The 25,254-nt window shown below is 61.4% G+C and carries 21 protein-coding genes and 2 tRNA genes; 15 read left to right on the plus strand and 8 right to left on the minus strand.

The window, feature by feature from the left end; genetic code table 11:
• Window positions 1–3: 3 nt before the first annotated feature.
• The 3 genes from NFR87_RS01560 to proB form a co-directional block, all read right to left on the minus strand.
• A complete protein-coding gene (locus NFR87_RS01560) occupies window positions 4–2,175 on the minus strand; it encodes a bifunctional metallophosphatase/5'-nucleotidase (protein ID WP_251445368.1) in 2,172 nt (723 codons plus the stop codon).
• A 136-nt stretch (window positions 2,176–2,311) separates the two neighbouring features.
• Entirely contained in the window at window positions 2,312–3,559 is a 1,248-nt protein-coding gene (locus NFR87_RS01565) for a glutamate-5-semialdehyde dehydrogenase (RefSeq protein ID WP_251445371.1), read from the minus strand.
• A 35-nt stretch (window positions 3,560–3,594) separates the two neighbouring features.
• Window positions 3,595–4,386, minus strand: a complete 792-nt coding sequence (gene proB / locus NFR87_RS01570; protein WP_251445374.1) for a glutamate 5-kinase — start codon at window positions 4,384–4,386, stop codon at window positions 3,595–3,597.
• A 228-nt stretch (window positions 4,387–4,614) separates the two neighbouring features.
• On the opposite strand from proB, the gene NFR87_RS01575 reads away from it, so the two are divergent.
• From NFR87_RS01575 to eno, 5 genes are read left to right on the plus strand one after another with little or no spacing between them, the layout of a single operon-like run.
• Window positions 4,615–5,145, plus strand: a complete 531-nt coding sequence (locus NFR87_RS01575) for a tRNA (cytidine(34)-2'-O)-methyltransferase (protein WP_251445377.1) — start codon at window positions 4,615–4,617, stop codon at window positions 5,143–5,145.
• Window positions 5,142–6,422 (plus strand): phosphoglycerate kinase, encoded by a 1,281-nt coding sequence (locus NFR87_RS01580; RefSeq protein WP_251445380.1) that lies wholly within the window; start codon window positions 5,142–5,144, stop codon window positions 6,420–6,422. The genes NFR87_RS01575 and NFR87_RS01580 overlap by 4 nt, the downstream gene beginning before the upstream one ends.
• A 35-nt stretch (window positions 6,423–6,457) precedes the next feature.
• Entirely contained in the window at window positions 6,458–7,231 is a 774-nt protein-coding gene (gene tpiA / locus NFR87_RS01585; RefSeq protein ID WP_251445382.1) for a triose-phosphate isomerase, read from the plus strand.
• Between the two features lie 17 nt (window positions 7,232–7,248).
• Window positions 7,249–8,772: a 2,3-bisphosphoglycerate-independent phosphoglycerate mutase gene (gpmI, locus tag NFR87_RS01590; protein WP_251445385.1), complete on the plus strand. Its 1,524-nt coding sequence runs from the start codon at window positions 7,249–7,251 to the stop codon at window positions 8,770–8,772.
• Between the two features lie 54 nt (window positions 8,773–8,826).
• Window positions 8,827–10,128: a phosphopyruvate hydratase gene (gene eno, locus NFR87_RS01595; RefSeq protein WP_251445388.1), complete on the plus strand. Its 1,302-nt coding sequence runs from the start codon at window positions 8,827–8,829 to the stop codon at window positions 10,126–10,128.
• A gap of 193 nt (window positions 10,129–10,321) precedes the next feature.
• Here eno and prfB read toward each other — a convergent pair whose 3' ends face one another.
• Entirely contained in the window at window positions 10,322–11,443 is a 1,122-nt protein-coding gene (gene prfB, locus NFR87_RS01600; protein ID WP_251445391.1) for a peptide chain release factor 2, read from the minus strand.
• Between the two features lie 140 nt (window positions 11,444–11,583).
• Window positions 11,584–11,706 carry a hypothetical protein gene (locus tag NFR87_RS10435; RefSeq protein ID WP_277613114.1) on the minus strand — a complete coding sequence of 41 codons (123 nt, stop codon included), beginning with the start codon at window positions 11,704–11,706 and terminating at the stop codon, window positions 11,584–11,586.
• 126 nt (window positions 11,707–11,832) lie between these two features.
• On the opposite strand from NFR87_RS10435, the gene NFR87_RS01605 reads away from it, so the two are divergent.
• The 5 genes from NFR87_RS01605 to NFR87_RS01625 all read left to right on the plus strand — a co-directional run bounded on the left by NFR87_RS01605 (window position 11,833) and on the right by NFR87_RS01625 (window position 13,681).
• Window positions 11,833–12,447 (plus strand): CatA-like O-acetyltransferase, family 2, encoded by a 615-nt coding sequence (locus NFR87_RS01605; RefSeq protein ID WP_251445394.1) that lies wholly within the window; start codon window positions 11,833–11,835, stop codon window positions 12,445–12,447.
• Window positions 12,448–12,525: 78 nt separating this feature from the next.
• A tRNA-Leu gene (locus NFR87_RS01610) sits at window positions 12,526–12,613 on the plus strand.
• Between the two features lie 6 nt (window positions 12,614–12,619).
• Window positions 12,620–12,695 (plus strand) — tRNA-Met (locus NFR87_RS01615).
• Window positions 12,696–12,898: 203 nt separating this feature from the next.
• The gene (locus NFR87_RS01620; protein WP_251445396.1) at window positions 12,899–13,369 is read left to right on the plus strand and encodes a DUF6650 family protein; all 471 of its coding nucleotides are present in this window, start codon (window positions 12,899–12,901) and stop codon (window positions 13,367–13,369) included.
• A 72-nt stretch (window positions 13,370–13,441) separates the two neighbouring features.
• A complete protein-coding gene (locus NFR87_RS01625) occupies window positions 13,442–13,681 on the plus strand; it encodes a LytTR family DNA-binding domain-containing protein (protein WP_251445399.1) in 240 nt (79 codons plus the stop codon).
• An 86-nt stretch (window positions 13,682–13,767) separates the two neighbouring features.
• Here NFR87_RS01625 and NFR87_RS01630 read toward each other — a convergent pair whose 3' ends face one another.
• Entirely contained in the window at window positions 13,768–15,063 is a 1,296-nt protein-coding gene (locus NFR87_RS01630) for an FMN-binding protein (protein WP_251445402.1), read from the minus strand.
• Between the two features lie 454 nt (window positions 15,064–15,517).
• On the opposite strand from NFR87_RS01630, the gene NFR87_RS01635 reads away from it, so the two are divergent.
• The 3 genes from NFR87_RS01635 to NFR87_RS01645 are packed head-to-tail and all read left to right on the plus strand — an operon-like array spanning window position 15,518 to window position 18,472.
• Complete coding sequence (locus NFR87_RS01635; RefSeq protein WP_251445403.1) at window positions 15,518–16,447, plus strand: acyl-CoA dehydratase activase-related protein; 930 nt, start codon at window positions 15,518–15,520, stop codon at window positions 16,445–16,447.
• On the plus strand, window positions 16,447–17,520 hold the full coding sequence (locus NFR87_RS01640) for a hypothetical protein (protein WP_251445405.1): 1,074 nt from the start codon (window positions 16,447–16,449) through the stop codon (window positions 17,518–17,520). Before NFR87_RS01635 ends, NFR87_RS01640 begins: the two co-directional genes overlap by 1 nt.
• Window position 17,521: 1 nt before the next feature.
• On the plus strand, window positions 17,522–18,472 hold the full coding sequence (locus tag NFR87_RS01645) for an acyl-CoA dehydratase activase (protein ID WP_251445407.1): 951 nt from the start codon (window positions 17,522–17,524) through the stop codon (window positions 18,470–18,472).
• A 93-nt stretch (window positions 18,473–18,565) separates the two neighbouring features.
• Here the strand turns inward: NFR87_RS01645 and NFR87_RS01650 are convergent, their stop codons facing one another.
• Together NFR87_RS01650 and NFR87_RS01655 are read right to left on the minus strand one after the other, a co-directional pair.
• Window positions 18,566–21,100 (minus strand): hypothetical protein, encoded by a 2,535-nt coding sequence (locus tag NFR87_RS01650; RefSeq protein ID WP_251445409.1) that lies wholly within the window; start codon window positions 21,098–21,100, stop codon window positions 18,566–18,568.
• A complete protein-coding gene (locus NFR87_RS01655) occupies window positions 21,097–23,229 on the minus strand; it encodes an efflux RND transporter permease subunit (protein ID WP_251445411.1) in 2,133 nt (710 codons plus the stop codon). Before NFR87_RS01655 ends, NFR87_RS01650 begins: the two co-directional genes overlap by 4 nt.
• Window positions 23,230–23,447: 218 nt before the next feature.
• Between NFR87_RS01655 and NFR87_RS01660 the strand changes: the two genes are divergently transcribed.
• The gene (locus NFR87_RS01660; RefSeq protein ID WP_251445413.1) at window positions 23,448–24,152 is read left to right on the plus strand and encodes a response regulator transcription factor; all 705 of its coding nucleotides are present in this window, start codon (window positions 23,448–23,450) and stop codon (window positions 24,150–24,152) included.
• Between the two features lie 7 nt (window positions 24,153–24,159).
• Entirely contained in the window at window positions 24,160–25,239 is a 1,080-nt protein-coding gene (locus NFR87_RS01665; RefSeq protein WP_251445415.1) for a sensor histidine kinase, read from the plus strand.
• The last annotated feature ends 15 nt before the right edge of the window (window positions 25,240–25,254 follow it).

Here is a 25,254-nt window from a genome sequence, read left to right on the forward strand (position 1 = left end):
TTCTTATTTCGTGAAAGCGGCCAGATTCACCAGAACCTGAGCAAACTCAACACGGGTCAGGGTCTTGACAGGCATCAGGTTGCCCTCGCCGCCAACCATGATGCCGGCGTCGAAGCAGTAGCCAACGGCCTCCAGATACTCAGCGGGGACCTGGTCGTAGTCAGCCATCTCCTTGACAGCCATACCGCCCTCGACGGTCAGCTCCTTCAGAGCGCAGTAGTCGGCGACGAGCTTGGCGGTCTCGGCCCGGGTGATCTCCACGTCCTCGAAGCCCTCGGCCTCCACCAGGCCCTGCTCAGCAGCCCAGGCCACGGCGGGAGCGTACCAAGCCTCGTCCTTGGCGGGCTCGGCCTTCTCCTCCACCGTCAGGTTGTAGAGGGTCTGAATGACCTGGCCGTTGGTCACAACGCCGGTGGGATCGAAGGTGCCCTCGCCGGTGCCCACCATCAGCTCGCTGCCCACCACGGTGCGCACGGCGTCGGTGTACCAGCTGTCCTCCAGATCGGTGTAGGCGGCCAGAGGATCAATGATAGTGATGCGGCCCTGGGGCTCGGCGTACTTCTCGCCCACGTTGTTCTCCAGCACATCGGTGATGTACTGCATCAGCACCTCGTCCAGAGGAGCGCCGGTGTCGGTGATGCGGTCGGAGACGGACAGGGCGTAATAGGTGTCGCCGCCGGCGGCCAGGAAGTCGTTGGTGACCACGGCATAGGTGGCCTCAGGATCGAAGTCCTTGCCGTTGATGGAGGTGATGGTCACCCGGTTGATGGAAGCGGGAGCGGCATAGGTGGTGCCGGGATAGTTCTCGCCGGCGTCAAAGGCCTTGGCGGCGTCCACAGTGAACTCGATGCCGGCCACCTGGGGGAAGCCGCCGATGGCGGTGGGAGTGCAGAAGGTGGAAGCCTCCAGCACCTCCAGCAGGACTTCGCCGGTGACGTAGTCAACAGCCACGGTGTTGCCGAAGGGCAGGACTTTGTTCACATCGTTCTTGCTGATGTCGCCGGCGGCGATGGCGGCGCGGATGCCGCCGCCGTTGGTGATGGCAATGACATTCTCAGCGGGAACGCCCAGATCCTCCTTGGTGGCGTACCAGAGCATGGCGTCGGTGATGAGGTCGCCCAGGTTGGTCTCCTCGGTGCGGTTGCCGGGCGCCCGGTCGCCGTTGAGGTTGACAGTGCTCTTGGCGAAGGCCTTGCCGTAGTCGGCCTCGATCTCGGCCTTGATCTCGGCGGCCCGGGCGGCGATGGCGTCGTCCTCAGCCACGGTGATGGCCTTGGTGTCCACGCAGTCGGTGGTGATCTTGCCGTCCTTGTCAATGACGACCACGCCGATGTTGGCGAACTTGGTGCCGGTGGAGGTCAGGTAGGTCTCGCCCACCTTGCGCTCTTCATTGGTCTTCTCAGCGATCTCCGCCTCGGTGGAGTGAGAGTGGCCGTCGATGAACACATCGATGCCCTCCACCTTCTCCAGCAGGTCGATGGAGCGGTTGGCGTTGGCGGCAGTCTCGTCGTCGATGCCCAGGTGGCCGATGCAGACGATGTAGTCCACCTTGGCGTCCTTCAGCTCCTTGATCTGCGCCTCGGCGACCTTGTACATATCCTCGCCGCCGGCGAAGGTCACGCCCTTGATCTTGGCGGGGTGGGCCTTGGTGGCGGTCTCAGGGGTGTCCATGCCAAAGAAGCCCACCTTCTTGCCGCCCAGCTCCACGACCTTGTTGGTGCCGAAGGCGGGCTTGCCCTCGAACAGGATATTGGCGGCCAGGATCTCGAAGTCGGCCTTCTCGGCCAGAGCCTTCATGTTCTCATAGCCGTAGTCGAACTCATGGTTGCCCAGCGTGGACAGGGTGTAACCGACCATGTTCATCAGCTCCACGGCGGTCTCGCCCTGGCTGACGCTGACATAGGTCTCGCCCTGAATGTAGTCGCCGGCGTCCACCACGATGACGTTGGCTCCGGCCTCTTCGAACATGGCCTTCAGGGCGGCCATCTTGGCATAGCCCTCAATGGCGCCGTGGACGTCGTTGGAGTGGAGGATGACGATGCTGTCCTTTACGTCCTCAGAGACGACGTAAGGCTCCACAGTCTCCTCAACGGCCTCTTCGGCCATAGCGGGCACTGCCAGAGACAGCGCCATGACCAGGGATAGGCCCAGGGAAATGAGCTTTTTGAACTTCATGGGACATTCCACCTTTTCCTTACATATTTTTGGTACCCGAAATTTCATTGCAGTTATAATTGTAACAAAACGGTGACAAAAATACAATAGGTCAAGCCAAAGAAAAATACAAAAAACGTTAAAATTTTCTTCCAATTTACTCTCTGATCTGTCCCGCGCCGTAAACGGCGTACTTTGTGGAGGTCAGCTCCTCCAATCCCATGGGGCCCCTGGCGTGGAGCTTCTGGGTGGAGATCCCGATCTCCGCCCCCAGGCCGAACTCAAAGCCGTCGGTGAAGCGGGTGGAGGCGTTGACGTAGACCGCCGCGGCGTCTACCCTGTCCAAAAACCACTGGGCGGCGTGAGCGTCCTGTGTGATGATGGCCTCGGAGTGGCCCGTGCCGTGCCGGGCGATGAAGTCCACCGCCTCCTCCGGCCCCGACACCACCTTTACCGCCAGCTGGTAGTCGCCGTATTCCCTGTCCCAGTCCTCCTCCACGGCGGGGGCGGCCCAGGGGAGGATGGCCCTGGCCTCAGCGTCGGCGTGGAGCGTCACATTCTTCTCCTTCAGCCGTTCCCAGGCCAGGGGAAGGAAATCCGCCGCCACCGGCCGGTCTACCAGAACGCACTCGGCGGCGTTGCACACCGAGGGCCGGGAGCATTTGGCGTTATAGAGGATCCGGGCCGCCATGGCCAGGTCGGCCTTGGCGTGGACATAGATGTGGCAGACCCCCTCCCCGGTGCGGATGACGGGCACCCGGGCGTTCTGCGCCACCGAGCGGATAAGCCCCGCGCCTCCCCGGGGGATGAGCACATCCAGGTATTGGGTCAGATTCATCATCTCGTTGGCAGAGGCCCGGTCGGTGTCCTCCACCAGGGCCACACAGTCCCCGGGCAGGCCGGCGGAGGCCAGGGCGCGGCGCAGGATGTCCACCGCCATCTGATTGGAGCGGAGGGCCTCCTTTCCGCCCCGCAGAATACAGGCGTTGCCCGATTTCAGGCAGAGGGCGGCGGCGTCCACCGTCACATTGGGCCGGGCCTCGTAGATGATGCCGATGACCCCCAGGGGCACCCGGCGCTGCTCCAGCTTCAGCCCGTTGGGCCGCAGGGTGGTCTTCACCACCTGGCCGACAGGGTCGGGAAGGGCGGCGATCTGCCGCACGCCCTCGGCGATAGCGGCGATGCGCTTTTCATCCAGGGCCAGCCGATCCAAAAGGGACTCCCCCATCCCGCCGGCCCTGGCGGCGTGGAGGTCGGCGGCGTTGGCGGCGAGCCACTCCGAGCGCCGGGAAATCAGTGCGTCCGCAATGGCCAGAAGGGCGGCGTTTTTCTCCTGTGTCCCCGTCACAGCCAGCTGCCGGGCCGCGATCCTGGCAGCCAGGCCCTGGGTCTCCAAAACTGTCATAAAAATCAACTCGCTTTATATTTAGGTAGCTTTCTCTATTTTGCCGCGAAACGGGTGCCCACATCCCCGCCCTCCACAATGTCATAGAGGGCGTCCAGCTTGTTCGAATTGGCGATGACCATGTCGATGCCGTGGGCCATGGAGCGCTTGGCGGCGGTGAGCTTGGTGTACATCCCTCCGGTGCCCCACTTGGTGCCGCCGCCCCCGGCCAGGGCCTCGATCTCCGGAGTGATCGCCTCCACCCGGTGGATCAGCTTGGCCGACCGGTCTTTCCGGGGGTCGGCGTCGTAGAGCCCGTCAATGTCGCTGAGGAGCACCAGCAGGTCGGCCCTGCACAGTCCCGCCACAATGGCGGAGAGAGTGTCATTGTCGCCCAAGACCTTCCTCTGACCGGTCTCGATCTCGGCGGCGGAGACCGAGTCGTTCTCGTTCACCACCGGGATACAGCCCAGCTCCAGCAGCGCCTCAAAGGTACCTGTGAGGTGCTCGGCCCGGACGGGGTGCTCCACATCCTCGCCGGTGAGGAGGATCTGAGCCACCGTCTGGCCGTATTCGGCAAAAAATTTGTCGTAGAGATGCATCAGCTCGCACTGGCCTGCCGCGGCGGCGGCCTGCTTGAAGCGCAGCTCTGTGGGCCGCTCCTTCAGCCCCAGCTTCCCCGCGCCCACACCGATGGCGCCGGAGGAGACCAGGATCACCTGGTGCCCCATATTTTTCAAATCGGAGAGCACCCGGGCCAGGGCGTCCATCTCCCGCAGGTTCACTCCGCCTCCCTCCCGCAGGAGGGTGGAGGTGCCCACTTTGACAACAAGCCGTTTTTTCTCCATATGTATCCGGCTCCCTTCCTCTTTCTGGCGCTATTGTACCACAAGAAGCAGAAGAAGCAAAGCGCAAAGTGCGCATCCGCGCTTTTTTCAATTCAACGAATTTTTGCGTAAAATTTTCATCTATTTAAGAAAACTACCCAGTTTTTATGATTTTCTCCTGATTTTAGTTGAAATCTTCGAATGAATGGGGTACAATAGCCGGAGCGACCAAAAAGGAGGGAGCGCTCCATGCTGAATATTGTTTTGGTGGAGCCTGAGATCCCCCCGAATACCGGCAACGTGGCCCGCACCTGTGCCGCCACCGGCATCCGTCTTCATCTGGTGGAGCCCCTGGGCTTCGATATCAGCGACAAGGCGGTGAAGCGGGCCGGTCTGGACTATTGGCACCTGGTAGACCTTCACGTGTGGAGCTCCCTGGACGAGCTTTTTGCCCGGGAGGATCCCCAGGATATCTGGCTGGCCACCGCCAAAGCCCCCAGAAGCTACGCCGACCCCGGCGTCACCTTCCGGGACGGGTGCTGGCTGTTTTTCGGCAAGGAGACCAAAGGTCTGCCCCAGGCGTTCCGGTACGCCCATGCCCAGCGCTGTATCCGCATCCCCATCCGTTCAGACGCAAGGTGTCTGAACCTGTCTAACTCCGTTGCCATCCTCGCTTACGAGGCCCTGCGGCAAACCGGCTTTTCCGGTCTGAGCCCTATGGGAGAGATGGCGCGGGACACATCCCCGGCGGAATTTGAACAAGGAGGGCAAACACCATGAACTACAATAAGAAGACAGTCAAAGACGTAGATGTAAAGGGCAAGAAAGTCCTGCTTCGCTGTGATTTCAACGTACCTCTCGCCAAGGACGGCAGCGGCGTCATCACCGATGATAAGCGCATCCGGGCCGCCCTGCCCACCATCCAGTACCTGCTGGAGGGCGGCGCCGCCGTCATCGCCTGCTCCCATATGGGCAAGCCTGAGGCCAGCTTCGACAAGTGGGTCAAAAAGCAGACCGAGAAGGGGAAGGATCCCGCCTCCCTCACCGAGGAGAAGTGGAAAAAGTCTCTTCAGGAGCTGCGCATGGAGCCCGTGGCCGCCCGCCTTTCCGAGCTGCTGGGTAAGCCGGTGATCCTGGCCGACGACGTGGTGGGCCCCGACGCCACCGCCAAGGCCGCCGCGCTCAAGAGCGGCGAGATCATGCTCCTGCAGAACACCCGCTTTGAGAAGGGCGAGACCAAGGGCGATGCCGAGCTGGCCAAGAAGATGGCCGCCCTGACCGGGGAGAACGGCCTTTATGTCTCCGACGCCTTCGGCGCCGTCCACCGCGCCCATGCCTCCACCGCGGTGGTGGCCGACTACCTGCCCGCCGTCAGCGGCTTCCTCATTCAGAAGGAGCTGGAAATCATCGGCGGGGCCCTGGCCGATCCCAAGCGGCCCCTGGTGGCCATCCTGGGCGGCAGCAAGGTCTCCTCCAAGATCGGCGTCATCAACAACCTGCTGGAGATCGCCGACACCATCATCATCGGCGGCGGCATGGCCTACACCTTCTCCGCCGCCCAGGGCGGCAAGGTGGGCAGCAGCCTTCTGGAAAGCGACTGGATGGATTACTCCAAGGAGATGGTGGAAAAGGCCGCGGCCAAGGGCGTGAAGCTCCTTCTGCCGGTAGACACCGTCATCGCCGACAAGTTTGCCGCCGACGCCGACAGCCGGGTGGTGGCCATCGGCGAGATCCCCGACGGCTGGATGGGTCTGGACATCGGCCCTGAGACCGTGAAGCTCTACTGCGACGCGGTGAAGGGTGCGGGCACCGTCATCTGGAACGGCCCCATGGGGGTCTTTGAGTTCGAGAAGTTCGCCGCCGGCACCAAGGCGGTGGCCCAGGCTCTCAGCGAGACCAGCGCCATCACCATCATCGGCGGCGGCGACAGCGCGGCCGCTGTCCAGCAGCTGGGCTATGCCGACAAGATGACCCACATCAGCACCGGCGGCGGCGCCAGTTTGGAGTTCATGGAGGGCAAGGAGCTGCCCGGCGTCGCTTGCCTTTTGGATGCGTAAGATCCTCATTTTATTGGAAAAGGAGCCATTTACCCGTGAATAGAAGATACCGCAAGACCATCATCGCCGGAAACTGGAAGATGAACAAAACCCTCAGCGAGACCCGGGCCTTTGCCGAAGAACTCAAGCCTCTGCTGGGCCGACCCAAGTGGTGCGAGGTGGTGCTGTGCACTCCCTTTGTCAACCTTCAGGCCGCCACCCGCCTGTTCAAGGACAGCCGGGTATCCATCGCCGCCGAGAACTGCCACTACGAGTCCTCCGGCGCCTATACCGGCGAGGTGTCCCCCGAGATGCTCAAGGACATCGGCGTAAAGTATGTCATCATCGGCCACTCCGAGCGCCGGCAATATTACAACGAGACCGACTTCACCGTCAACAAGAAGGTGAAGGCCGCCCTGGAGGCGGGTCTCAGGCCCATCGTCTGCGTGGGTGAGAGCCTGGAGCAGCGGGAGCTGGGGGTGACCCTGGAGCTTATCACCTATCAGGTCAAGTGCGCCCTCAGCGGCGTCAGCGCCGAAAAGATGCGCCACGTGGTCTTCGCCTACGAGCCCATCTGGGCCATCGGCACCGGCAAGACCGCCACCTCCGCCGAGGCCCAGGAGGTCTGCGAGCACATCCGCACCATCATCCGCAAGCTCTACGGGGCTCGGGTGGCCCGCTCGGTGACCATCCAGTACGGCGGCTCCATGAACGCCAAGAATGCCTATGAGCTTCTGGGCCAGCCCGACATCGACGGCGGGCTCATCGGCGGCGCCAGCCTGAAGGCTGACCAGTTCGTGGAGATCGTCAACGCCGCGAATCAAGATTAAACGAGGCGAGGTATTTTATGAGTAAAACACCTACCACCCTCATCATCATGGACGGCTTTGGCCTCCGGGATGAGACCATGGGCAACGCCATTGCCAATGCCCGCAAGCCCTTTTTGGAGAAGGTCTTTGAGGGATGTCCCGGCTGCAAGCTCTCCGCCTCCGGACTGGATGTGGGTCTCCCCGACGGCCAGATGGGCAACTCCGAGGTGGGCCACACCAATATCGGCGCGGGCCGGGTGGTCTTCCAGGATCTGCCCAAGATCACCAAGGCCATCGAGGACGGGACATTTTTCCAGAACAAGGCCTATCAGGACGCCATGCTCTCCGCCAAGGCCGCGGGCAGAGCCGTCCACATTTTCGGTCTGATGTCCAACGGCGGCGTCCACAGCCACATCACCCATATTGAGGCCGCGGTGAAGATGGCCCACGACCTGGGCTGCGAGAAGATCTTTGTCCACTGCTTTATGGACGGCCGGGACGTGCCTCCCACCTCGGGCAAGGGCTTTGTGGCCCAGATGAAGAAGACCTGCGACCAGTATGGGGCGCAGATCGCCACCATCTCCGGCCGCTACTACGCCATGGACCGGGACACCAACTGGGATCGGGTGGAGAGAGCCTATAAGGCCATGGTCTACGGCGAGAGCGCCGAGCGCTTCATTGGCGACCCTGTGGGCGCCATGGAGGCCAGCTACGCCGCTGACGTCACCGACGAGTTCGTCATCCCCGTCATCACCGCCGAGAACGCGGAGATTGGCGAGGGGGACAGCATCATCTTCATGAACTTCCGCCCCGACCGGGCCCGGGAGATCACCCGCACCTTTGTGGATCCCGGCTTCAACGGCTTTGAGCGGAAGAAGGGCTTCTTCCATGTAAACTACGTCTGCACCACCTCCTACGACGCGTCCATGCCCAATGTGGAGGTGGCCTTCCCCAAGGAGAGTCTGAACAACATCTTCGGCGAATATATCTCCCAGCAGGGCATGACCCAGCTGCGCATCGCGGAGACAGAGAAGTACGCCCACGTCACCTTCTTCTTTAACGGCGGCGTGGAGACCGTCTTCCCCGGGGAAGACCGGGTGCTCATCCCCTCCCCCAAGGTTCCCACCTACGATATGAAGCCCGACATGTCCGCCCGCGAGGTGGCCGCCGAGGCGGTACGCCGCATTGAGAGCGGCGAATACGATGTGATCATCCTCAACTTTGCCAACTGCGACATGGTGGGCCACACCGGCGTTTACGAGGCCGCCCGCCTTGCCGTGGAGACGGTGGACGAGTGCGTGGGCCAGGTGGTGGAGGCCACCCAGAAGATGGGCGGCGTGGCTCTTATCACCGCCGACCACGGCAACGCCGACCGGATGCTGGAGCCTGACGGCGTGACCCCCTATACCGCCCACACCACCAACCTGGTGCCCTTCTATATCGTGGGCGCGGACGTGAAGCTGCGGGATGGCAAGCTGTGCGACATCGCCCCCACCATGCTGGATCTCATGGGCCTGCAAAAGCCCAGGGAGATGACGGGGGATACCCTCATCCAGTCCTAACTCATGTGTACCCTGGGGCGAAATTGCCCCTGAATACGAAAGGAGATCATTATTATGAAGCAGATCATTGAAATCGTTGACGTTCTGGGCCGCGAGATCCTGGACTCCCGGGGCAACCCCACCGTAGAGGTGGAGGTCTACCTGGAGGACGGCACCGTGGGCCGCGCCGCAGTTCCCTCCGGCGCTTCTACCGGCATTTACGAGGCCTGTGAGCTCCGGGACGGCGACAAGAAGCGCTATATGGGCAAGGGCGTGGAGAAGGCGGTCAACAACGTCAACTCCGAGATCGCCGACTGCCTGGTGGGCATGAACGTCCTCGACCAGACCGCCATCGACAAGGCCATGATCGAGCTGGACGGCACCCCCAACAAGACCCGCCTGGGCGCCAACGCCATCCTGGGCGCCTCCCTGGCCTGCGCCAAGGCCGCGGCCGAGAGCCTGGGCATGAGCCTGTACAGCTACATTGGCGGCGTCAACGCCAAGGTGCTGCCCGTGCCCATGATGAACATCCTCAACGGCGGCGCTCACGCCACCAACAACGTGGAGATCCAGGAGTTCATGATCATGCCCGTGGGCGCCAAGGACTTCCGGGAGGCGCTGCGCTGGTGCGCCGAGGTGTTCCACACCCTGAAGAACACCCTGAAGGAGAACGGCACCCCCGCCGCCGGCGTGGGCGACGAGGGTGGCTACGCCCCCAACCTGAAGAAGGACGAGGACGCGCTGAAGGTCATCGTCAAGGCCATCGAGGAGGCCGGCTTCAAGCCCGGCGAGGACTTTATGATCGCCATCGACGCCGCCTCCTCCGAGTGGTGGGACGACAAGGAGAAGTGCTATATCCAGCCCAAGTCCGGCAAGAAGCTGACCCAGCAGCAGCTGGTGAACATGTGGAAGAAGTTCGCTGACACTTATCCCATCATCTCCCTGGAGGACGGCATGGCCGAGACCGACTGGGAGGGCTGGGCCATGCTCACCAAGGCCATCGGCGACCGGGTGCAGCTGGTGGGCGACGACCTGTTCGTTACCAACGTCACCCGTCTGGCCACCGGTATCGAGAAGAAGGTGGGCAACGCCATCCTCATCAAGGTCAACCAGATCGGCACCCTCACCGAGACCCTGGACGCCATCCAGATGGCCAACCGGGCCGGCTACACCGCCATCGTGTCCCACCGCTCCGGCGAGACCGAGGACGCCACTATCGCCGACATCGCCGTGGCCACCAACGCCGGCCAGATCAAGACCGGCGCCCCCTCCCGCACCGACCGGGTAGCCAAGTACAATCAGCTCCTGCGCATCGAGGAGGAGCTGGACGACGTGGCCCAGTACCTGGGCAAGGACGCCTTCTTCAACCTGAAGTAAGAACGAAGAGTGGAGCAGGGGAATGCCGAGGGCGCAACGACAGAGCGAAGCGAAATTTTGATGAGCTGCAGGCTCAAAGAGATTTTGCGCAGTCGGAGGAGTTGCGCCCGAGGCGTCCACCCTCCTGCGTAGCTTGACAGCCTCTGCATGAGAAAAGACCGGCCCGTCTGGGCCGGTCTTTTTCGTTCTTTTATTACTTTGTCGCCCAATTGCCCGTGGCGGCACATTTCAGGTAGGCGTTGATGAAGCCGTCCAGGTTGCCGTCCATCACAGAATCAATGTTGCTGGTCTCAAAGTTGGTGCGCAGATCCTTCACCATCTGATAGGGCATGAACACATAAGAGCGGATCTGGCTGCCCCACTCGATCTTCAGCTGCACGCCCTTTAGATCGGAGATCTTCTCCGCCTTCTCCTGCATCTGCAGCTCCACCAGCTTGGCCCGGAGCATCCGCATACAGTTTTCCTTGTTCTGGAACTGGCTGCGCTCCTCCTGGCTGGCCACCACGATGCCCGTGGCCTTGTGGATGAGCCGCACGGCGGAGGAGGTCTTGTTGATGTGCTGGCCGCCGGCGCCCGAGGCCCGGTAGACCTGCATCTCGTAATCCTCGTCCTTGATCACGATGTCCGCATCCTCCGGCAGGTCGGGCATCACCTCCACCGAGGCGAAGGAGGTCTGCCTTCTGGCGTTGGCGTCGAAGGGAGACACCCGCACCAGCCGGTGCACCCCGTGCTCGCCCCGCAGACAGCCGTATACGTTCTCCCCCTCGATCATGATGGTAGCCGACTTGATACCCGCCTCATCCGCCTCCTGGTAGTCCATGATCTTGTAGGTAAATCCCTTGCGCTCCACCCAGCGGGTGTACATGCGGTAGAGCATCTGGGCCCAGTCCTGGGCTTCGGTGCCGCCGGCGCCGGGGTGGATGGTCAGGATGACGTTGGAAGCGTCGTACTCCCCGGTGAGCAGGGTGGAAAGGCGCGCCTCCTCCATCTCCTCCTCCAGCTTGGCAAAGCCCTCTTCCAGCTCGGGCAGAAGGCTCTCGTCCTCCATCTCATTGCCCATCTCGCACAGGGTGAGCAGGTCGTCCCACTCCCCCTCCCGCTTCTTCTGGTTTTCCAGCTTGCCGCGAAGGGTATTCATCCGCCGGGTGGCCTTCTGGGACTTTTCCAAATCGTCCCAGAATCCCTCGCTGGCGCTTTCCGACTCCAGCATCTCCAGCTCCCGGGCGGCGGCGTCCAGATCCAGCGCCTGACTCAGATCGTCCAGCGCGGGCTTGAGGTTATTCAGCCGCACCTTGTATTCGTCAAATTGAAGCATAGTCCACACTCACATTTCCAAAAAAATCGGCTATGAAATCAGCTCCATTATTATATCCAAGCAGGGGCTTTTTGTAAAGGAGAAATCGCCCAACAGCCCGGAAAAGCGCAAAAACCGCCCCTTGGGGCGGTCTTTGAGTCTCATCGGTCACTGGGGACGGCGGTGGGTGGGGCGGAAAAGATCAAGTCATCCACGTCCCCTTTTTCTCCGCCGCCCCGGGTGGGCAGGGTCTTCTCCTCCACAGCGGCGCCTCCTCTCGGCAAAGGTTACTTCCTCCCATCTTATGCGCCCCCTGGGAAAAAGATTCCGCCGCTGTGGGATCTTTTTCTTGTCATCCTCCCCCCTGTGTGGTATAGTAGACAAACTCACCCCAAAAGGAGGTACCGGACATGAGGGAGATCCATCCTGATGAGACCAGCCGGGCCGCGGCGTTTCAGCTGTGGATGCAGGCGCCCCAGCCCATGGTGACCCTGTTCAAGACCCTGGACGTGACCAATCTGGTCAGAGCCAGCCGAAAGGGCCGCAAATTCAACCTGCTCCTTTGCTGGTGCATCGGTAAGGCGGCCTGCCAGGTGCCGGAATTTTACCTGCTCCCTGTGGGGGACAAGCTCATGGCCTACGACCAGCTTGCCGTCAATACCGTGGTCGCCGTCCGGGACGGCGGCATCAACACCTGCGACGTCCCCTTCTCCCAGGACCTGGAGGTCTTCGCGCAAAACTATCTGGCCCTCACCGCGCAGGTGCGCGAAAGCTGCCAGAACTATGACCTGACCGACCACATGGTCATCGGCACCTCCGCCCTCACCCAGACCGAGATCGACGGCGCGGTCAACATCTACGCCGGATTTTACAACAATCCCTTCGTTATCTGGGGCCGGTATCGGAAGCGTCTTTGGCGGGCGGCGCTGCCGGTGTCCTTCCAGTTCCACCACACCCAGATGGACGGCGGACACGCCGCCCGGTTTCTGGAGCTTCTGCAGGCGGAAATAAACAGTCTGAAATAAGCCGGCAGAGGAATTTTTTCTTGACATGGGGCATAGGCTATGATATAGTAGATAAGCACTTAAAAGGCCATACCAGATGCCGGAGTGGCGGAATTGGTAGACGCCCGGGACTTAAAATCCTGTGTTCCTAAAGAACGTGCCGGTTCGACTCCGGTCTCCGGCACCATGATATCGCGGGGTAGAGCAGTTGGTAGCTCGTCGGGCTCATAACCCGGAGGTCGTAGGTTCAAATCCTGCCCCCGCAACCAAAAAGTCACCGTTTCCCACTGGAAACGGTGACTTTCTTTATCTTTTGCGGTAGTTTGTGCGGCAGAGATTTCCCTGACCCAAACCGTGACCCATACGGGGAAAGGGCTGGAAAGGGCTGAACCACAACGGAGAGGGCGCTTCCTTGTTGTCGTATTACAAATTTGGTGATATAATATCAAAAACAGCTTAAGGAGGAATAAATATGCTTTTCTCTGAAATTACATCAAAACTAACAGGAATCTCGTGTCCCGTATTTGGAGTGTCCTGGAATCCTCCGGCTAGTCAACGTACGGTTGCGAGAAAGATTATAACCTATTTAGAGGGGAAGCGGGTGCTTTACGAAGACCTTAATGATGAATTTGCTTGTTCCTGTGTGAAGTCGGTTTTAGAAATCAAAGATTTTTTGACAAATCAAATTTCCGATATCAAAGAAAATTCGGAACTTGAAACATATGTGCTGGGGATGAGAACCGCTTGCAACGCTTTTTTGAGTAAGTGCCATTTGGAGAGGGAAAACAAATGTGAATATTGCCATGTGGGGACAATAGAGAACATGATGTTTACTGTTGCTTTAGGGCAGCTAAGAACATCCTTTGGGGTTATGATAGGCCAAATCGCAAAAACCTTTGGTGCCGATGTTGAAGACTCGTTGGCACAAATAATCCCAGACTGATTTTTCTTAGACGGACTGGGCCAAAATGCTACCCATTGTATTGGCTGCCTGGCGCTGGGCTTGGGTGGTGATGTGTGCGTAGGTGTCCAGTGTGTCACCTCAGACACGCTCACCTCCCTGATGGAGCGGCTGTCGGGCGATCCCCGTTTTTTCTCCCCCCACCGTTCCTATATCATCAATTTGGAGCACATCACCGCGCTCAATGCCGATAGCGTGCTCCTTGCAGGCGGTCAGCGGATCCCCGTAGTCCAGGCTGTCCTTCCCGCTCTGAAGCGGGCGTATGTGGCGTATCTGTCCCAGGCGGGGCATTAAGAGCGCATAAAACTTTAGGATGTTTGTTGTATAAAAAAGGGACGGGCCCCGTCGGGCTCGCCCCTTTTCCGTGTCTGCTCCTTTTCTTATCCCCTGGCCGCCTTCGCAATGACGCCCACATAGTTGGCGGTATCCGCCAAGGTAGCGCCGGAGACGGCGTCCACCGCGTTTTCACTGCCGGCCAGGGCCTCCGCCTCGGCCACCGTCATCCCGTTGACATGGGCCTGGATGGCGTCGTAGTTATCGTCGATGGGCACAGTGGAACCGGCGTGCTCCGCCATCAGCGCGCTGTAATAGTCGGCCTCCATCCGCTTGGAGATGAGGACTTTCCCCTCGGCATAGCCGGCGGCAAACTCGGCGTCGCTGTTGGGCACGCCCTTCACGTCGCCGGCGTCGGTAAACTGGAACTCGTCCAGATAGCTCAGCACGATCTTGTCCCCGTCGGTGAGGGCGGCAGCGGCGGTAAAGCATTTATCACCGTGGGCCGCGCCGTAGGCCACGTTCAGCTTCAGACTGTCGGAACTGCCGCTGAACTCCACCGCCTGGGTCTCCTGGGCGTTCTTGGCCGCCTGAACGATGGCGCTGAGATACCCGGCAGTATCCGCCAGAGTGGCGCCGGACACGGCGTCCACCGCGCCCTCCCCGGCGGCAACGCTCTCCACCTCGGCGATGGTCTTGCCCACGGCGAAGGTCTGGATGGCGTCGTAGTTGTCGTCGATGCGCACGGTGGAGCCGGCGTGATCCGCCATCAGGGCGCTGTAGTAGTCGGCCACCACCCGCTTGGAGGCCAGGGCCTGCCCCTCGGCATAGCTCTCGCCGAAGCCCTTGTCGCTGTTGGGCACCACCTCTAAGCCGGCGTCATCGGCCACAAACTGGAACTCGTCCACATAAGCCGCCACGATCACGTCGCCCTGCACCGCGGCGTAAGCCTCGGTAAAGCACTTGGTGCCGTGGGCCGCGGCATAGGCCAGGCCCAGCTGCACGCCGCCCTCGATCTCCACCTTCTCGGCGGGAGGCGCGGTCTGCGCCGGGGCCGGGGTGGGCTCGGTATAGTTCTCGCCCAGGGCGGCGGCCACAGCCGCCTTGACGCCCTTGCTGGTCATGGTGGCGCCGGACACGCCGTCGATGTCATAGCCGTTGGCGGCCACCACCTGCTGCTCCAGGTCGGCCAGCGCCTTGCCGCCGATCTCCGGGGTCTCCTTCTCCCCTTTGATGGAGCAGGCGGTGATCGTCCCGCTCTCCCGGGTCAGCGTCACGGTCACGTCGCCGCCATAGCCTTTTCCAGTCCCGGTGAGGGTCTCGCCGGCGGGCTTTTTCTCCCCGCAGGCGGTCATGCTGAGCGCAAGCGCGCCGCTCAAAAGGATCACTGCTGTCTTTTTCATATCCTGTCTCTCCTTTTCCAGTCGCCCTATCCGGGCGTCATTTCCAGCGTATCATATGCCTCTATCCGCAATGGAAGATATCTGTGTGCTCATTATTTTTAATAGTATGGCAAAAGCGTCTGTATCCTATTCTGTACAGGCGCCTTTATTCCGCCCTAAGCTCCCCTTGTAAAATCCCGCAGCATTCGGTGCACTTTAGCATTCTGAATAGAAAATGTCAAGAGTAAATGCGAAAAATTTGAAATAAGCATGCTGAATATTTGTGAATAAGAGCGCACGGCCACGGAACAGGATCGGAAACACAGACAATCCACCAGCAGCTGGGGCGGTGAGTTGGTTCTGGATCATTCTAAGGTCTGGATTTTCCCCTCACACTGTGTTATAATGCCATCCGGCCCTGGTTCTTCCTGGAAGGCCGGGGCCGTTTATTTTACGCAATACGAGGTTGAAACCCATGGAAACAAACGTCATTACGGTGGGCCTTCCCCGGGCTATGCTGTACTACCGCTGCCGCACCCTCTGGGGCGTCTTTTTCCGGGAGCTGGGGGTGGACACGGTCACCAGCGGCCCCACCGACCGGGAGATCCTGGAGCGGGGCTCCGCCCTGGCCATCGACGAGGCCTGCCTGTCCCTGAAGATCTACCTGGGCCATGTGGCGGCGCTGGTGGGGAAGTGCGACTATATCCTGGTGCCCCGGGTCAGCAATTTCGGCCACCACCGGAATATGTGCACCCGGTTTGAGGCCATGCCCGACCTGGTAAAAAACGTCTTTCGGGACGTCCCGCAGAAATTCCTCACCTGCAGCGTGGACGTGCTGGCAGGGCAGGACGAGGAACACGCCTTCCTGTCCCTGGGCCGCCAGCTGGGCTTTGGCCCCAAGACCGTGAAGCGGGCCTATAAGCTGGCCAAGCGGGCGGAGCTGACCCAGTACAGAGCCAGGGTGCAGAAGCAGGAGGAGCTGTGCAAGCGGGAGGGACTGAAGATCCTCATCGCCGGACACAGCTATGTGGTGGAGGATCCCTATGTCGGCAAGGTGGTCACCGATTACCTCAAGGGCGTGGGCGTCACCCCCCTCCGGGCCGACCTGACGGAGCGGGAGCACGCCCTGAAGCGCAGCCGGGAGCTCTCCCCCACCTGCAAGTGGGAGATCAGCCGGGAGATCCTGGGCGGCATCGCCCTGCGGAAAAACGAGGTGGACGGCATCATCCTCCTCAGCGCCTTCCCCTGCGGGCCTGACGCCATGGTCAATGAGCTCATTGCCCGCCGGGTCAAGGGTATCCCCATGCTGAACCTGGTTCTGGACAGCCAGACCGGCACGGCGGGGGTGGAGACCCGGCTGGAGAGCTTTATCGACATCATCCGTCTGAAGGAGGGGAAGCTGTAATGGCAGAGGCAAAAGGAAGAAAGATCTCCTTCCCCAGATACGCCGAATATAACTGCGCCCTGAAATACATCATGGAGCAGGCCCTGGACGTGAAATATGTCATGCCCCCCGCCCTCACCAAACGCACCATGGAGCTGGGCAGCAAATACAGCCCCGACTATGTCTGCACCCCCTTCAAAACCGTGCTGGGCAGTATGATCGAGGCCCTGGAGTGCGGCGCGGACACCCTCATCATGACCCACGGCCTGTGCCGGCTGGGATATTACGGGGAGCTTCTGGAGCAGATCCTCCGGGATCTGGGCTACCAGTTTGAGTTCATCAACCTGTCCGAGTATGACATGAGCAAGAAAAAGGAATATCTCAAGATCATCCGGCGCATCAACCCCAAGGTGAACCCCGCCCGGTGCCTGACCCAGTTCATGGAGGGCCTGCGGATGGTGGAGTACCTGGACGAGATCACCGGTGAATACTACAAAAATTGCGGCTTCGACCCCACCGGCGGGTATAAGCGCGGCTACCAGGACTTCCTTACCGCCATGTACACCGCCCGGAGCCGCAGCGATGTGGAGACAGGCTACCGCGAGGCCAAGCGCGCCCTCCAGGCCATCCCGCTGGATAAGCCCGCCCAGCCCCTGCGGGTGGGCGTGGTGGGAGAGTTCTACACCGCCATGGACGCCTTCTCCAACCTGGAGCTGGAGCAGAAGCTGGCGGACATGCGCCTGGAGATCTACCGGTGGATGAACGTGACCAACCAGTTCCTCCACTACAACGGCCAGAAGAATATGCACATCAAGATCCAGGATCTGTGCCAGTATGAGATGGGCCCCACCGCCACCGCCAACATCTGGTACGCCAGGGAGTGCGCCGAGCGGGGCTTTGACGGCCTCATCCACATCAAGTCCGCCGGCTGCACCCCGGAGATCGACGTGATGCCGGTACTGCAAAATATCAGCGCCGACTATAAGATCCCCGTGCTCTACCTGACCTACGACGTTCAGACCAGCGACGTGGGACTGCAGACACGGCTGGAGGCCTTTTATGACATGATCGCCATGAGAAAGAAGGTATTTTAACATGGAACACGCATATTTGGGCGTCGATGTGGGCTCCATCTCCACCAAGGGCGTCATCATCGACCGGGAAAACAACATTCTGGCCAGCCGGTACATCTGGACTCAGGGCGACCCCATCGGCGCGGTGAAGGAGCTGGTGCGCCTTCTGAAGGAGCAGTTCGACAGCACAAAATATAAAGTGGTGGCCACCGGCACCACCGGCTCGGCCCGCAAGCTGGTGGGCGCCATTCTGGGCGCCACCATGGTAAAAAACGAGATCACTGCCCACGCCGTGGGCACCACCACCTTTTATCCCGACGTGCGCACCATCCTGGAGATCGGCGGCCAGGACTCCAAGATCATCCTGGTGGAGAACGGGGTGGCGGTGGACTACGCCATGAACACCCTGTGCGCCGCGGGCACGGGCGCCTTCCTGTCCAGCCAGGCCAAGCGGCTGGGCATTGAGGTGGAAGAGATCGGCGACTACGCCCTGCGCTCGGCCCACCCCACCCAGATCGCCGCCCGGTGCACCGTCTTTGCCGAGTCCGACCTGGTGCATAAGATCCAGATGGGCCACCCCCGGGAGGACATTATCGCCGGGGTGTGCAACGCCGTGGCCTCCAACTACCTCAACAACGTGGGCAAGGGCAAAAAGATCCTCTCCCCGGTGGTGTTCCAGGGCGGCGTGAGCAAAAATAAGGGCGTGGTGGCCGCTTTCGAGCGCACCCTGGGCTGCAAGGTCATTGTCGACCCCAACGGCCACCTGATGGGCGCCCTGGGCGTGGCCATTCTGGCCAAGAAGGGCAGCAAACGGCAGGAATTCGACTTCGCGGTGGAGAACATGGAGTTCCATACCCGGGAGGCCAGCTGCGGCCAGTGCTCCAACCACTGCGAGATCATCTGCGTCTACCGGGGCGACGAGCTTATCGACGCCTGGGGCAACCGCTGCGAGCGGGGCGAGCGGACGCGCTGAGCGTCTCTTTGCAAACAGAAAGTGGGCCATGCCGGAGTCATCCGGCATGGCCCACTTTTTCTATGGGGACGCCCGCAAAGGGCTTTGCGCAATTTATCCGACGTGCAGCAGCTTTTTAAGATCCGCCCACAGTCCCTTGAACAGATTGGCCACCCGCTCCCAGAAGGTGGTCTTCTCCGCGGCCTTCTGCTCCTCTTCGGTCTGCTCCGGCTTTTCCTCCTTGATCTCCTGGGTGCGCATGATATACTGCACGCTCCGGGGCGCGGCGTTGCGCTGGTCGGTTATGGACACCGGTGTGGCGTTGGCGTCCATGTTCAAAATGCCGTCCACCCGGCCGCTGTGGTCGTCCCACTCGTCGTCGATGAGGTCGGAAATGGTGCTCTTGGCGTCCCGGATGGTGCCGGTCTGCTCCAGTCCCATGGTGGCTTTGCGCAGGGCATCGGAGAGCCCGCTCAAGGTGTTGGCGGTGCCCGCGTCCAGCTGGGGCCCGGCCTGCCGCAGCAGGCTCTCGGCGGAGCCGATGGCGGAGGCGGTGCCTCCCAGGGCGGTCTGGGCGGAGGCGGACAGGCTCTGGACGTCCGTCACGGCGGCCTGGAGCTCCGGCTCATAGGTATTGAGCGTGGCGATGAGGCTGTCCAGATCGGACAGGGCCGTGTCGGCGGTGATCGTAATACGGGAGAGAAGATCGCCCACCTCGTCCAGATCCCCCAGAAGGGCGGCGCCCTCCCCCTCATGCTCCTTCAGGGTCTTCAGCAGATCCCGGCACAGCTTGGCCAGGGAGTGGAGGTCGTCCACAGTCCCCGTGTCCCCCACCAGCTCGCAGATGTCGGACAGCTCCCCCACCAGCCGGGCGGTGGGGTCGGTAAGGCCGGTGATCAGATTGTTGATCTCTTTGATTTTCTTGTTCACGGTGTCCACCATGGGCATCTGGGCGGAGAACTCCGCGTAGGCCGCGTCGGCGGCGGCCGCCTGATTTCGGGCGGCGGTCAGCTCACTGCTCCCACCGGCCAAAAAGGCAGCGTAAGCGCTTTGAAAATTCGCCTCGGCCTGCTGCTTTACCATGGCCACGATGGCCTGCCCCTGCGGCCCGGCGGCAAACTCCTCCGGAGTCATCGGGGTATCCCCGGGCTGTACGCCGGCGACATAGCTTGCATACGCGGCGGCCACCTGATCCTTGGCGGTCTGTTCCACCTGCTTTTCATACCCCTGCTGAAAGGCCCCCAAAACGATAAAGTCCTGGAAGGACATATCCGTTTCGCTCAGCCCGTTCTCCGCCAGATAGCTCTCATACTGCCGGCGGTATTCCAGCACCGTCTTCATCTGGGCCGCCTGGTCGGGAGAGAGCATCCCCAGCATGTCGGAGTCCTTGATGGTGGAGATGCCCTTGGTGCTCTTCAGCGCCGACTCCAGCATATCCAGGGCGAAACGCATCCCCTCCATCTCGTCGTCCAGCTCTTCCATGCCGCTGGACAGGCTGCTGGCGATGGCGCTGGCCCGCTTGTTGTAGCTCTCCACGTCGGTGAGCAGTTCGCTGAGGGCCTTGGTATCGGCCTGGATGGCGGCGATGGTCTTCCGCGCCCTCTCCAGCTCCGGGGCCAGGCCCTGGGTGGTGGCGTTGAGCCGGTTGAGATCGCCGTTGAGGTCAGTGATGGCCTGAGAGGCCACCTGGGCGTACCTGTCCATGCTCCCCAGGGTGTCCACCAGGCCGTTGAGCCCCTCCAGGGCCAGATCGGTCTGGTCATAGACCTCCCCCTTCCCCCGTGAGACGGTGCTCCGGGCGCCACTGAGCTGATCCAGGCCGTTGGCGGTGGCATTGAGACTGCCGCTCATGCCGTCCAGGGTATCTAAGATCACGTCCAGACTGTCGCTGATGGCGTCCAGGGAGTCTTCCCCCTTCTCCTTGGCCTGCTTCAGGTCGGCCACCTTCTCCATCTGCTGAAGGGTGGCGGGCACCGCCAGGAAGATGAGGCCGGAGAAGGAGAAGTCCTCGCTGCCCACCCGGATGACGAAGTGATCCTCCTCCCCGGGCAGGGCGGCAAAGAGCACCGTGCGCAGGTTGCCGACAAGCTGTACCTCCGCCCCGGGGGCCTCCAGAGAGACGATGTCGTCGTCATTGAAGGCAGCGGCGGCGGTGAGCACCAGATTGTCCCTGCTGTAGGCCGGGGCGGCGGGATTGGGGAGAATGTCCAGGCAGATCTCCACAAGCCCTGTCTTCCCCGCCAGCTCCTCCGCCAGCGCGGGCGCGCCGTTGAGCCGGTAGGATACAGCGATGCTCCAGGGCAGCTGTTCAAAGGGCTTCACGGTCTTGCCCTCAAAATAGAACTTCTCCGGGGCGTCCTCCCCCATCTGGAAGGTGACCTTCCCGCCGTCAATGACGGGGGCGACGCCGTCGGTGAGGTTGATCACCTCGTCATATGTCCCGTAGTCGGTGACGGTGTCGGCGCCGTTGAGCCGGTAGCTTTTCACCACACTGGCCTCCTGCACCCCGCCATAGTAGTCCAGGGTGGCGTAATAGGCCTCGTCGTAGGAGGCGGGGATGGTCATTGCCTTGGCGGCGGGGACGAGGGAGGCGGCGGTCACGCTCAGCGCCAGAGCCAGCGCCAGGGCACGGTTACGATTTTTTCTCATTGGGGATCGGACTCCTTTCCTTGGACAGCTTGCAGGGCCGGGACTTTTTTCTCCCTGGGGGGCTTGGGCGTGCGCCAGTGGAGGGTGGTCTTATGGATCAGCGGCTCAAAGACGCACAGCACCGAGGGCAAAATGAAAATACTTACAAAGGCGGAGATGATGGCGCCCCTGGAGAGCATCATGCAGATGGCCTTCACGATGTCCATGGTGGACACCGCCGCCACGCCGATGGTGGCGCAGAAGAACACCAGCGCGGAGGTGAGGATGGAGGTGTCCGCCGAGGTGGCGGCGCGCTGGATGGCCTCCAGCCTGTCGTGGCCCTTTTGCAGCTCCTCCTGGAACCGGGTGGTCATCAAAATGGCGTAGTCCACCGTGGCGCCCAGCTGGACGCAGCCGATGACTGTGGGCGCCACAAAGGCCACCACGCTGCCGGTAAAGTAGGGGATGCCCTGGTTGATGAAGATGGCCAGCTCGATGGTGGCCACCAGCAGAATAGGCACGGCGATGGACTTAAAGGTGATGGCCACCAAAATCAGAATGGCCAGGATGGACAGGTAGCTTGTGACCTTGAAGTCCACGTCCGTGACGGTGATGAGGTCTGCCGTAAGGGCGGCCTCGCCGGTAATGTAGGCGTTGGGGTCGTGGGTATGGAGGATATCCTTCAGCGTCTCCAGCTGGGCGGCCACCTCATCGGAGGCGGTGACGTAGGAGGAGTTGATCATCATCATTTGATATCCGTCTTTTTTGCAGATATCCTTGACGGCGTCGGGGATAAAGAAATCCGGGATGCCCGCGGGGAGAAATTTGTCGTAGGCCGCCACGCTGGTGATGCCGGGCACCGCCTCGATCTCGTCGATGAGCCGGAGCATCTCGTTGTGGCTCAGGTCGTCCTCCATGACAACAAAGTGGCTGGAGGCCATATCAAAGTCGTCCTTGAGCTTGTTGGTGGAGACGATGGAGGGCATATCCTGGGGCAGGGACTCGTCCAGCTTGTAGTACATCTCCACATGGTTGTTGGCGTATACCGCCGGGATAAACAGCGCAAGGAACAGGATCACAAAGCCCTTCCGGTGCCGGACGATGAAGGCGTTGACCCCCGCCATTTTGGGCTTGAGGCAGGGATGGCGGAAGCGCTGGATGCCTCTATCCATCTGCAGGAGGATGGCGGGCAGCACCAGCACCACCGTGGCCACCCCCAGCACCACGCCCTTGGCCATGACAAAGCCGATGTCCTTGCCCAGGGTCAGGCGCATGAAGCACAGGGCCAGAAAGCCGGCGATGGTGGTGAGAGAGGAGCCGGAGAGGGACTTGAACGCGGCCACGATGGCGGTGGCCATGGCGTCCCGCTTATCCTCATAGTTGTGCAGCTCCTCTATGTACCGGTCATAGAGGAAGATGGAGTAGTCCATGGTAACGCCCAGCTGCAGCACCGCGGCAATTGCCTGGGTAATAAAGGAGATCTCGCCAAACATGATGTTGGTGCCAAAGTTATAGATCACCGCCAGGCCGATGCTGAGCAGCAGAGCCACGGGGAGGAGCCAGGAGTCCATCATCAGGCACATGGCCACCATGGACAGGATCACCGCCATGACCACATACAGCGGCATCTCCTTGATGACCAGATCCTTGGTGTCCTTGATAAACACGGAAAAGCCGGCCAGGAAGCACTTCTCATTGCACAGCCGGCGCACCTGGGCGATGGCGTTCATAGTGGATTCCGAGGCGCCGGCCTGGTCGTACTGGACGATCATCATGGTGGCCTTTCCCGAGAAGAACACATCCCGCACCTCGGCGGGGATCATCTCCTGGGGGATCTGGATCCCGGCCATATTGGAGATCCAGATGGCCCCGCTGACGCCGGGGACTTCCTTCACCTGCTCCAGCAGCTGGTTGGTGTACTGGGGCGGCATATCCTCCACAATGAGCATGGTGGTGGCCGCCATCTGGAAGGGCTCCTCCAAAAGGGCCTCCCCCTTTACCGAGTCCAGCTCCTGGGGCAGGTAGGTCAGGATGTCGTAATTGACCCGCGTTCCGAAATAGCCCAGGATACTGGGAATGAGCAGCGCTACGGCAATGGTCACCACCAGTTTGGGTCTTCTCGTCAGCTTGTGGGCGATTTTTTCCAGCAATTCGATCACCTTCCGGGGAATAGTCAGTCCCTGTTAAGCGGGGCGTCCCCTCTTTGCGGGGACGCCCCTATCTTAGTTTTTTCCAGGCCCAAAAGTCAATGGTTTGGGGGCCTTTCTCATAATTCTTCATGAACGGGACTGCCCTTGGCTTTTCATACTTTTTCATGGATTTTTCGCCCTGGGTATGGTATGCTTCAGAGTGAAAGGGAGTGGCTCAAATGAGCGCTAAAATACTTGTGGTGGACGACGACGCCTCCATCCGCCTCCTGGTCTCCGACGTGCTGAGCGACCAGGGTCTCTCCGTCACCACCGCCGCCTCCGGCGAGGAGGCCCTCGCCATTCTGGAGGGGGAGAGCTTCGAGCTCATCCTGCTGGATATCATGATGAAGGGCATGGACGGCCTTGAGGTCTGCCGCCGCGTCCGGGACAGCGTAGAGTGTCCCATCCTCTTTTTGAGCGCCAAGGATTCCGCCCAGGATATCGTCGCCGGCCTTGGACTGGGGGCCGACGACTACCTGACCAAGCCCTTTGAGCTGGAGGTGCTCTCCGCCCGCGTCCAGGCCCACCTGCGCCGCCAGGAGCGCATCCTCTCCTCCACCGCCGCCCCCCGGGCTCCCATTCAGATCGGAGAGATCTGCCTGGACGCGGAGAACGTCACCGTCACCCGCTCCGGCGCGCCCGTCTCCCTGTCCACCCGGGAGCTGGAGCTGCTCCACTACCTCATGACCCATGCGGGCCAGACCCTCTCCCGGGAGCGCATCTACCGGGACGTGTGGCAGACCGAGTACGGGGACATGAGCGCCGTGGCCATCAACATCAAAAATCTGCGCCTGAAATTGGATCCGGAGTGGCGCTACATCAAGACCGTCTGGGGCCAGGGCTACCGGTTCGTCACCCAGAGCGGCCTGATCGAGGGGGAGTGAAGGGGACATGGATACACAGCAAGCACAGAACAAAAGCGGCTTCCCCGGCGTGGGCTGGCTCTCCAGCCGGCTGAGCCGCAAGCTCATCGTCATTGTGGTGGCCTTGGCCCTGCTGGACTGGTGCGTGATCTCCCTCCACTTTGTGGACGCGCTTCAGGCTATCTACACCGCCGCCGACCCGGCGGTGGCCTCCCGGTACGCCGCCCTGAGCATGCTGCTTTTCAATCTGCTGGTGCTGGCGGTGGCCGCCATCCTCTTCTTTCTGCTGGTCATCGCCCCCATCATCCGCCTGCGGAAGGCCATGCGGCAGTATTCCGCCTCCGGCCAGGCCCCGGAGCGCACCGTCCGCTCCGACGAGATCGGCCGGCTCCAAAACGCCTTTGTGGAGCTGACGGAGACCATCGCGCGCAAAGAGCAGGCCGAGCGGCGGCTCATCGCCTCCATCTCCCACGACATCAAGACCCCGCTCACCTCCGTGCTGGGCTATTCCGAGCGTCTGCGCGCGGGCAGCCTCTCCCCGGAGCGCAAGGAGCAGTATTTGGATCTCATTCACGAAAAAGCCCTCCACCTGAAGGCGGTGGTGGATGAGTTCGACGACTATTTGGATGTGGGCCTCAGGGACGCCGCCCCCATGGTGCTCATGGAGGCGGGGGAGCTGTGCCGCCGCCTCCGGCACGAGTACAGCGACGAGCTGGAGGATGCAGGGGTGTCCTTCCGGGTGGAGTGCCTCGCCCCCGGGGCCCAGCTCATCTGCAGCTGGGAGCATATGCGCCGGCTCTTCGGCAACCTCATCTCCAACAGCATCAACCATGCCCAGGCCCCCCGCCTGGCGCTGGAGCTCACCTGTGAGCGTCAGGAGGATCGGATCCTGTTTTCCTTCCGGGACAACGGCGTGGGGGTGCCCCAGGAGCTGTTGGGCCAGATCTTCGAGCCGCTCTACACCTCCGACCGGGGAAGGAAGGTCTCCGGCCTGGGCCTGGCCATCTGCGGCAGCATCGTCAAGGCCCACGGGGGCGTCATCCACGCCCAAAACGCCCCCGGCGGCGGCCTTCTCACCCAGATATCCCTCCCCTGCGTGGAGCTCTGAGGCCACTGAAAAAGA

The sequence above is a fragment of the Vermiculatibacterium agrestimuris genome, assembly GCF_943193085.1.
GTDB lineage: Bacteria > Bacillota > Clostridia > Oscillospirales > Oscillospiraceae > Vermiculatibacterium > Vermiculatibacterium agrestimuris.

What these genes read in the sequence shown, in the direction of transcription:
- NFR87_RS01560 (WP_251445368.1), bottom strand. Translation starts at nt 2,175, where the DNA reads ATGAAGTTCAAAAAGCTCATTTCCCTGGGCCTATCCCTGGTCATGGCG.
- NFR87_RS01565 (WP_251445371.1), bottom strand. Translation starts at nt 3,559, where the DNA reads ATGACAGTTTTGGAGACCCAGGGCCTGGCTGCCAGGATCGCGGCCCGG.
- proB (WP_251445374.1), bottom strand. Translation starts at nt 4,386, where the DNA reads ATGGAGAAAAAACGGCTTGTTGTCAAAGTGGGCACCTCCACCCTCCTG.
- NFR87_RS01575 (WP_251445377.1), top strand. Translation starts at nt 4,615, where the DNA reads ATGCTGAATATTGTTTTGGTGGAGCCTGAGATCCCCCCGAATACCGGC.
- NFR87_RS01580 (WP_251445380.1), top strand. Translation starts at nt 5,142, where the DNA reads ATGAACTACAATAAGAAGACAGTCAAAGACGTAGATGTAAAGGGCAAG.
- gpmI (WP_251445385.1), top strand. Translation starts at nt 7,249, where the DNA reads ATGAGTAAAACACCTACCACCCTCATCATCATGGACGGCTTTGGCCTC.
- eno (WP_251445388.1), top strand. Translation starts at nt 8,827, where the DNA reads ATGAAGCAGATCATTGAAATCGTTGACGTTCTGGGCCGCGAGATCCTG.
- prfB (WP_251445391.1), bottom strand. Translation starts at nt 11,443, where the DNA reads ATGCTTCAATTTGACGAATACAAGGTGCGGCTGAATAACCTCAAGCCC.
- NFR87_RS01605 (WP_251445394.1), top strand. Translation starts at nt 11,833, where the DNA reads ATGAGGGAGATCCATCCTGATGAGACCAGCCGGGCCGCGGCGTTTCAG.
- NFR87_RS01620 (WP_251445396.1), top strand. Translation starts at nt 12,899, where the DNA reads ATGCTTTTCTCTGAAATTACATCAAAACTAACAGGAATCTCGTGTCCC.
- NFR87_RS01630 (WP_251445402.1), bottom strand. Translation starts at nt 15,063, where the DNA reads ATGAAAAAGACAGCAGTGATCCTTTTGAGCGGCGCGCTTGCGCTCAGC.
- NFR87_RS01635 (WP_251445403.1), top strand. Translation starts at nt 15,518, where the DNA reads ATGGAAACAAACGTCATTACGGTGGGCCTTCCCCGGGCTATGCTGTAC.
- NFR87_RS01640 (WP_251445405.1), top strand. Translation starts at nt 16,447, where the DNA reads ATGGCAGAGGCAAAAGGAAGAAAGATCTCCTTCCCCAGATACGCCGAA.
- NFR87_RS01645 (WP_251445407.1), top strand. Translation starts at nt 17,522, where the DNA reads ATGGAACACGCATATTTGGGCGTCGATGTGGGCTCCATCTCCACCAAG.
- NFR87_RS01650 (WP_251445409.1), bottom strand. Translation starts at nt 21,100, where the DNA reads ATGAGAAAAAATCGTAACCGTGCCCTGGCGCTGGCTCTGGCGCTGAGC.
- NFR87_RS01660 (WP_251445413.1), top strand. Translation starts at nt 23,448, where the DNA reads ATGAGCGCTAAAATACTTGTGGTGGACGACGACGCCTCCATCCGCCTC.
- NFR87_RS01665 (WP_251445415.1), top strand. Translation starts at nt 24,160, where the DNA reads ATGGATACACAGCAAGCACAGAACAAAAGCGGCTTCCCCGGCGTGGGC.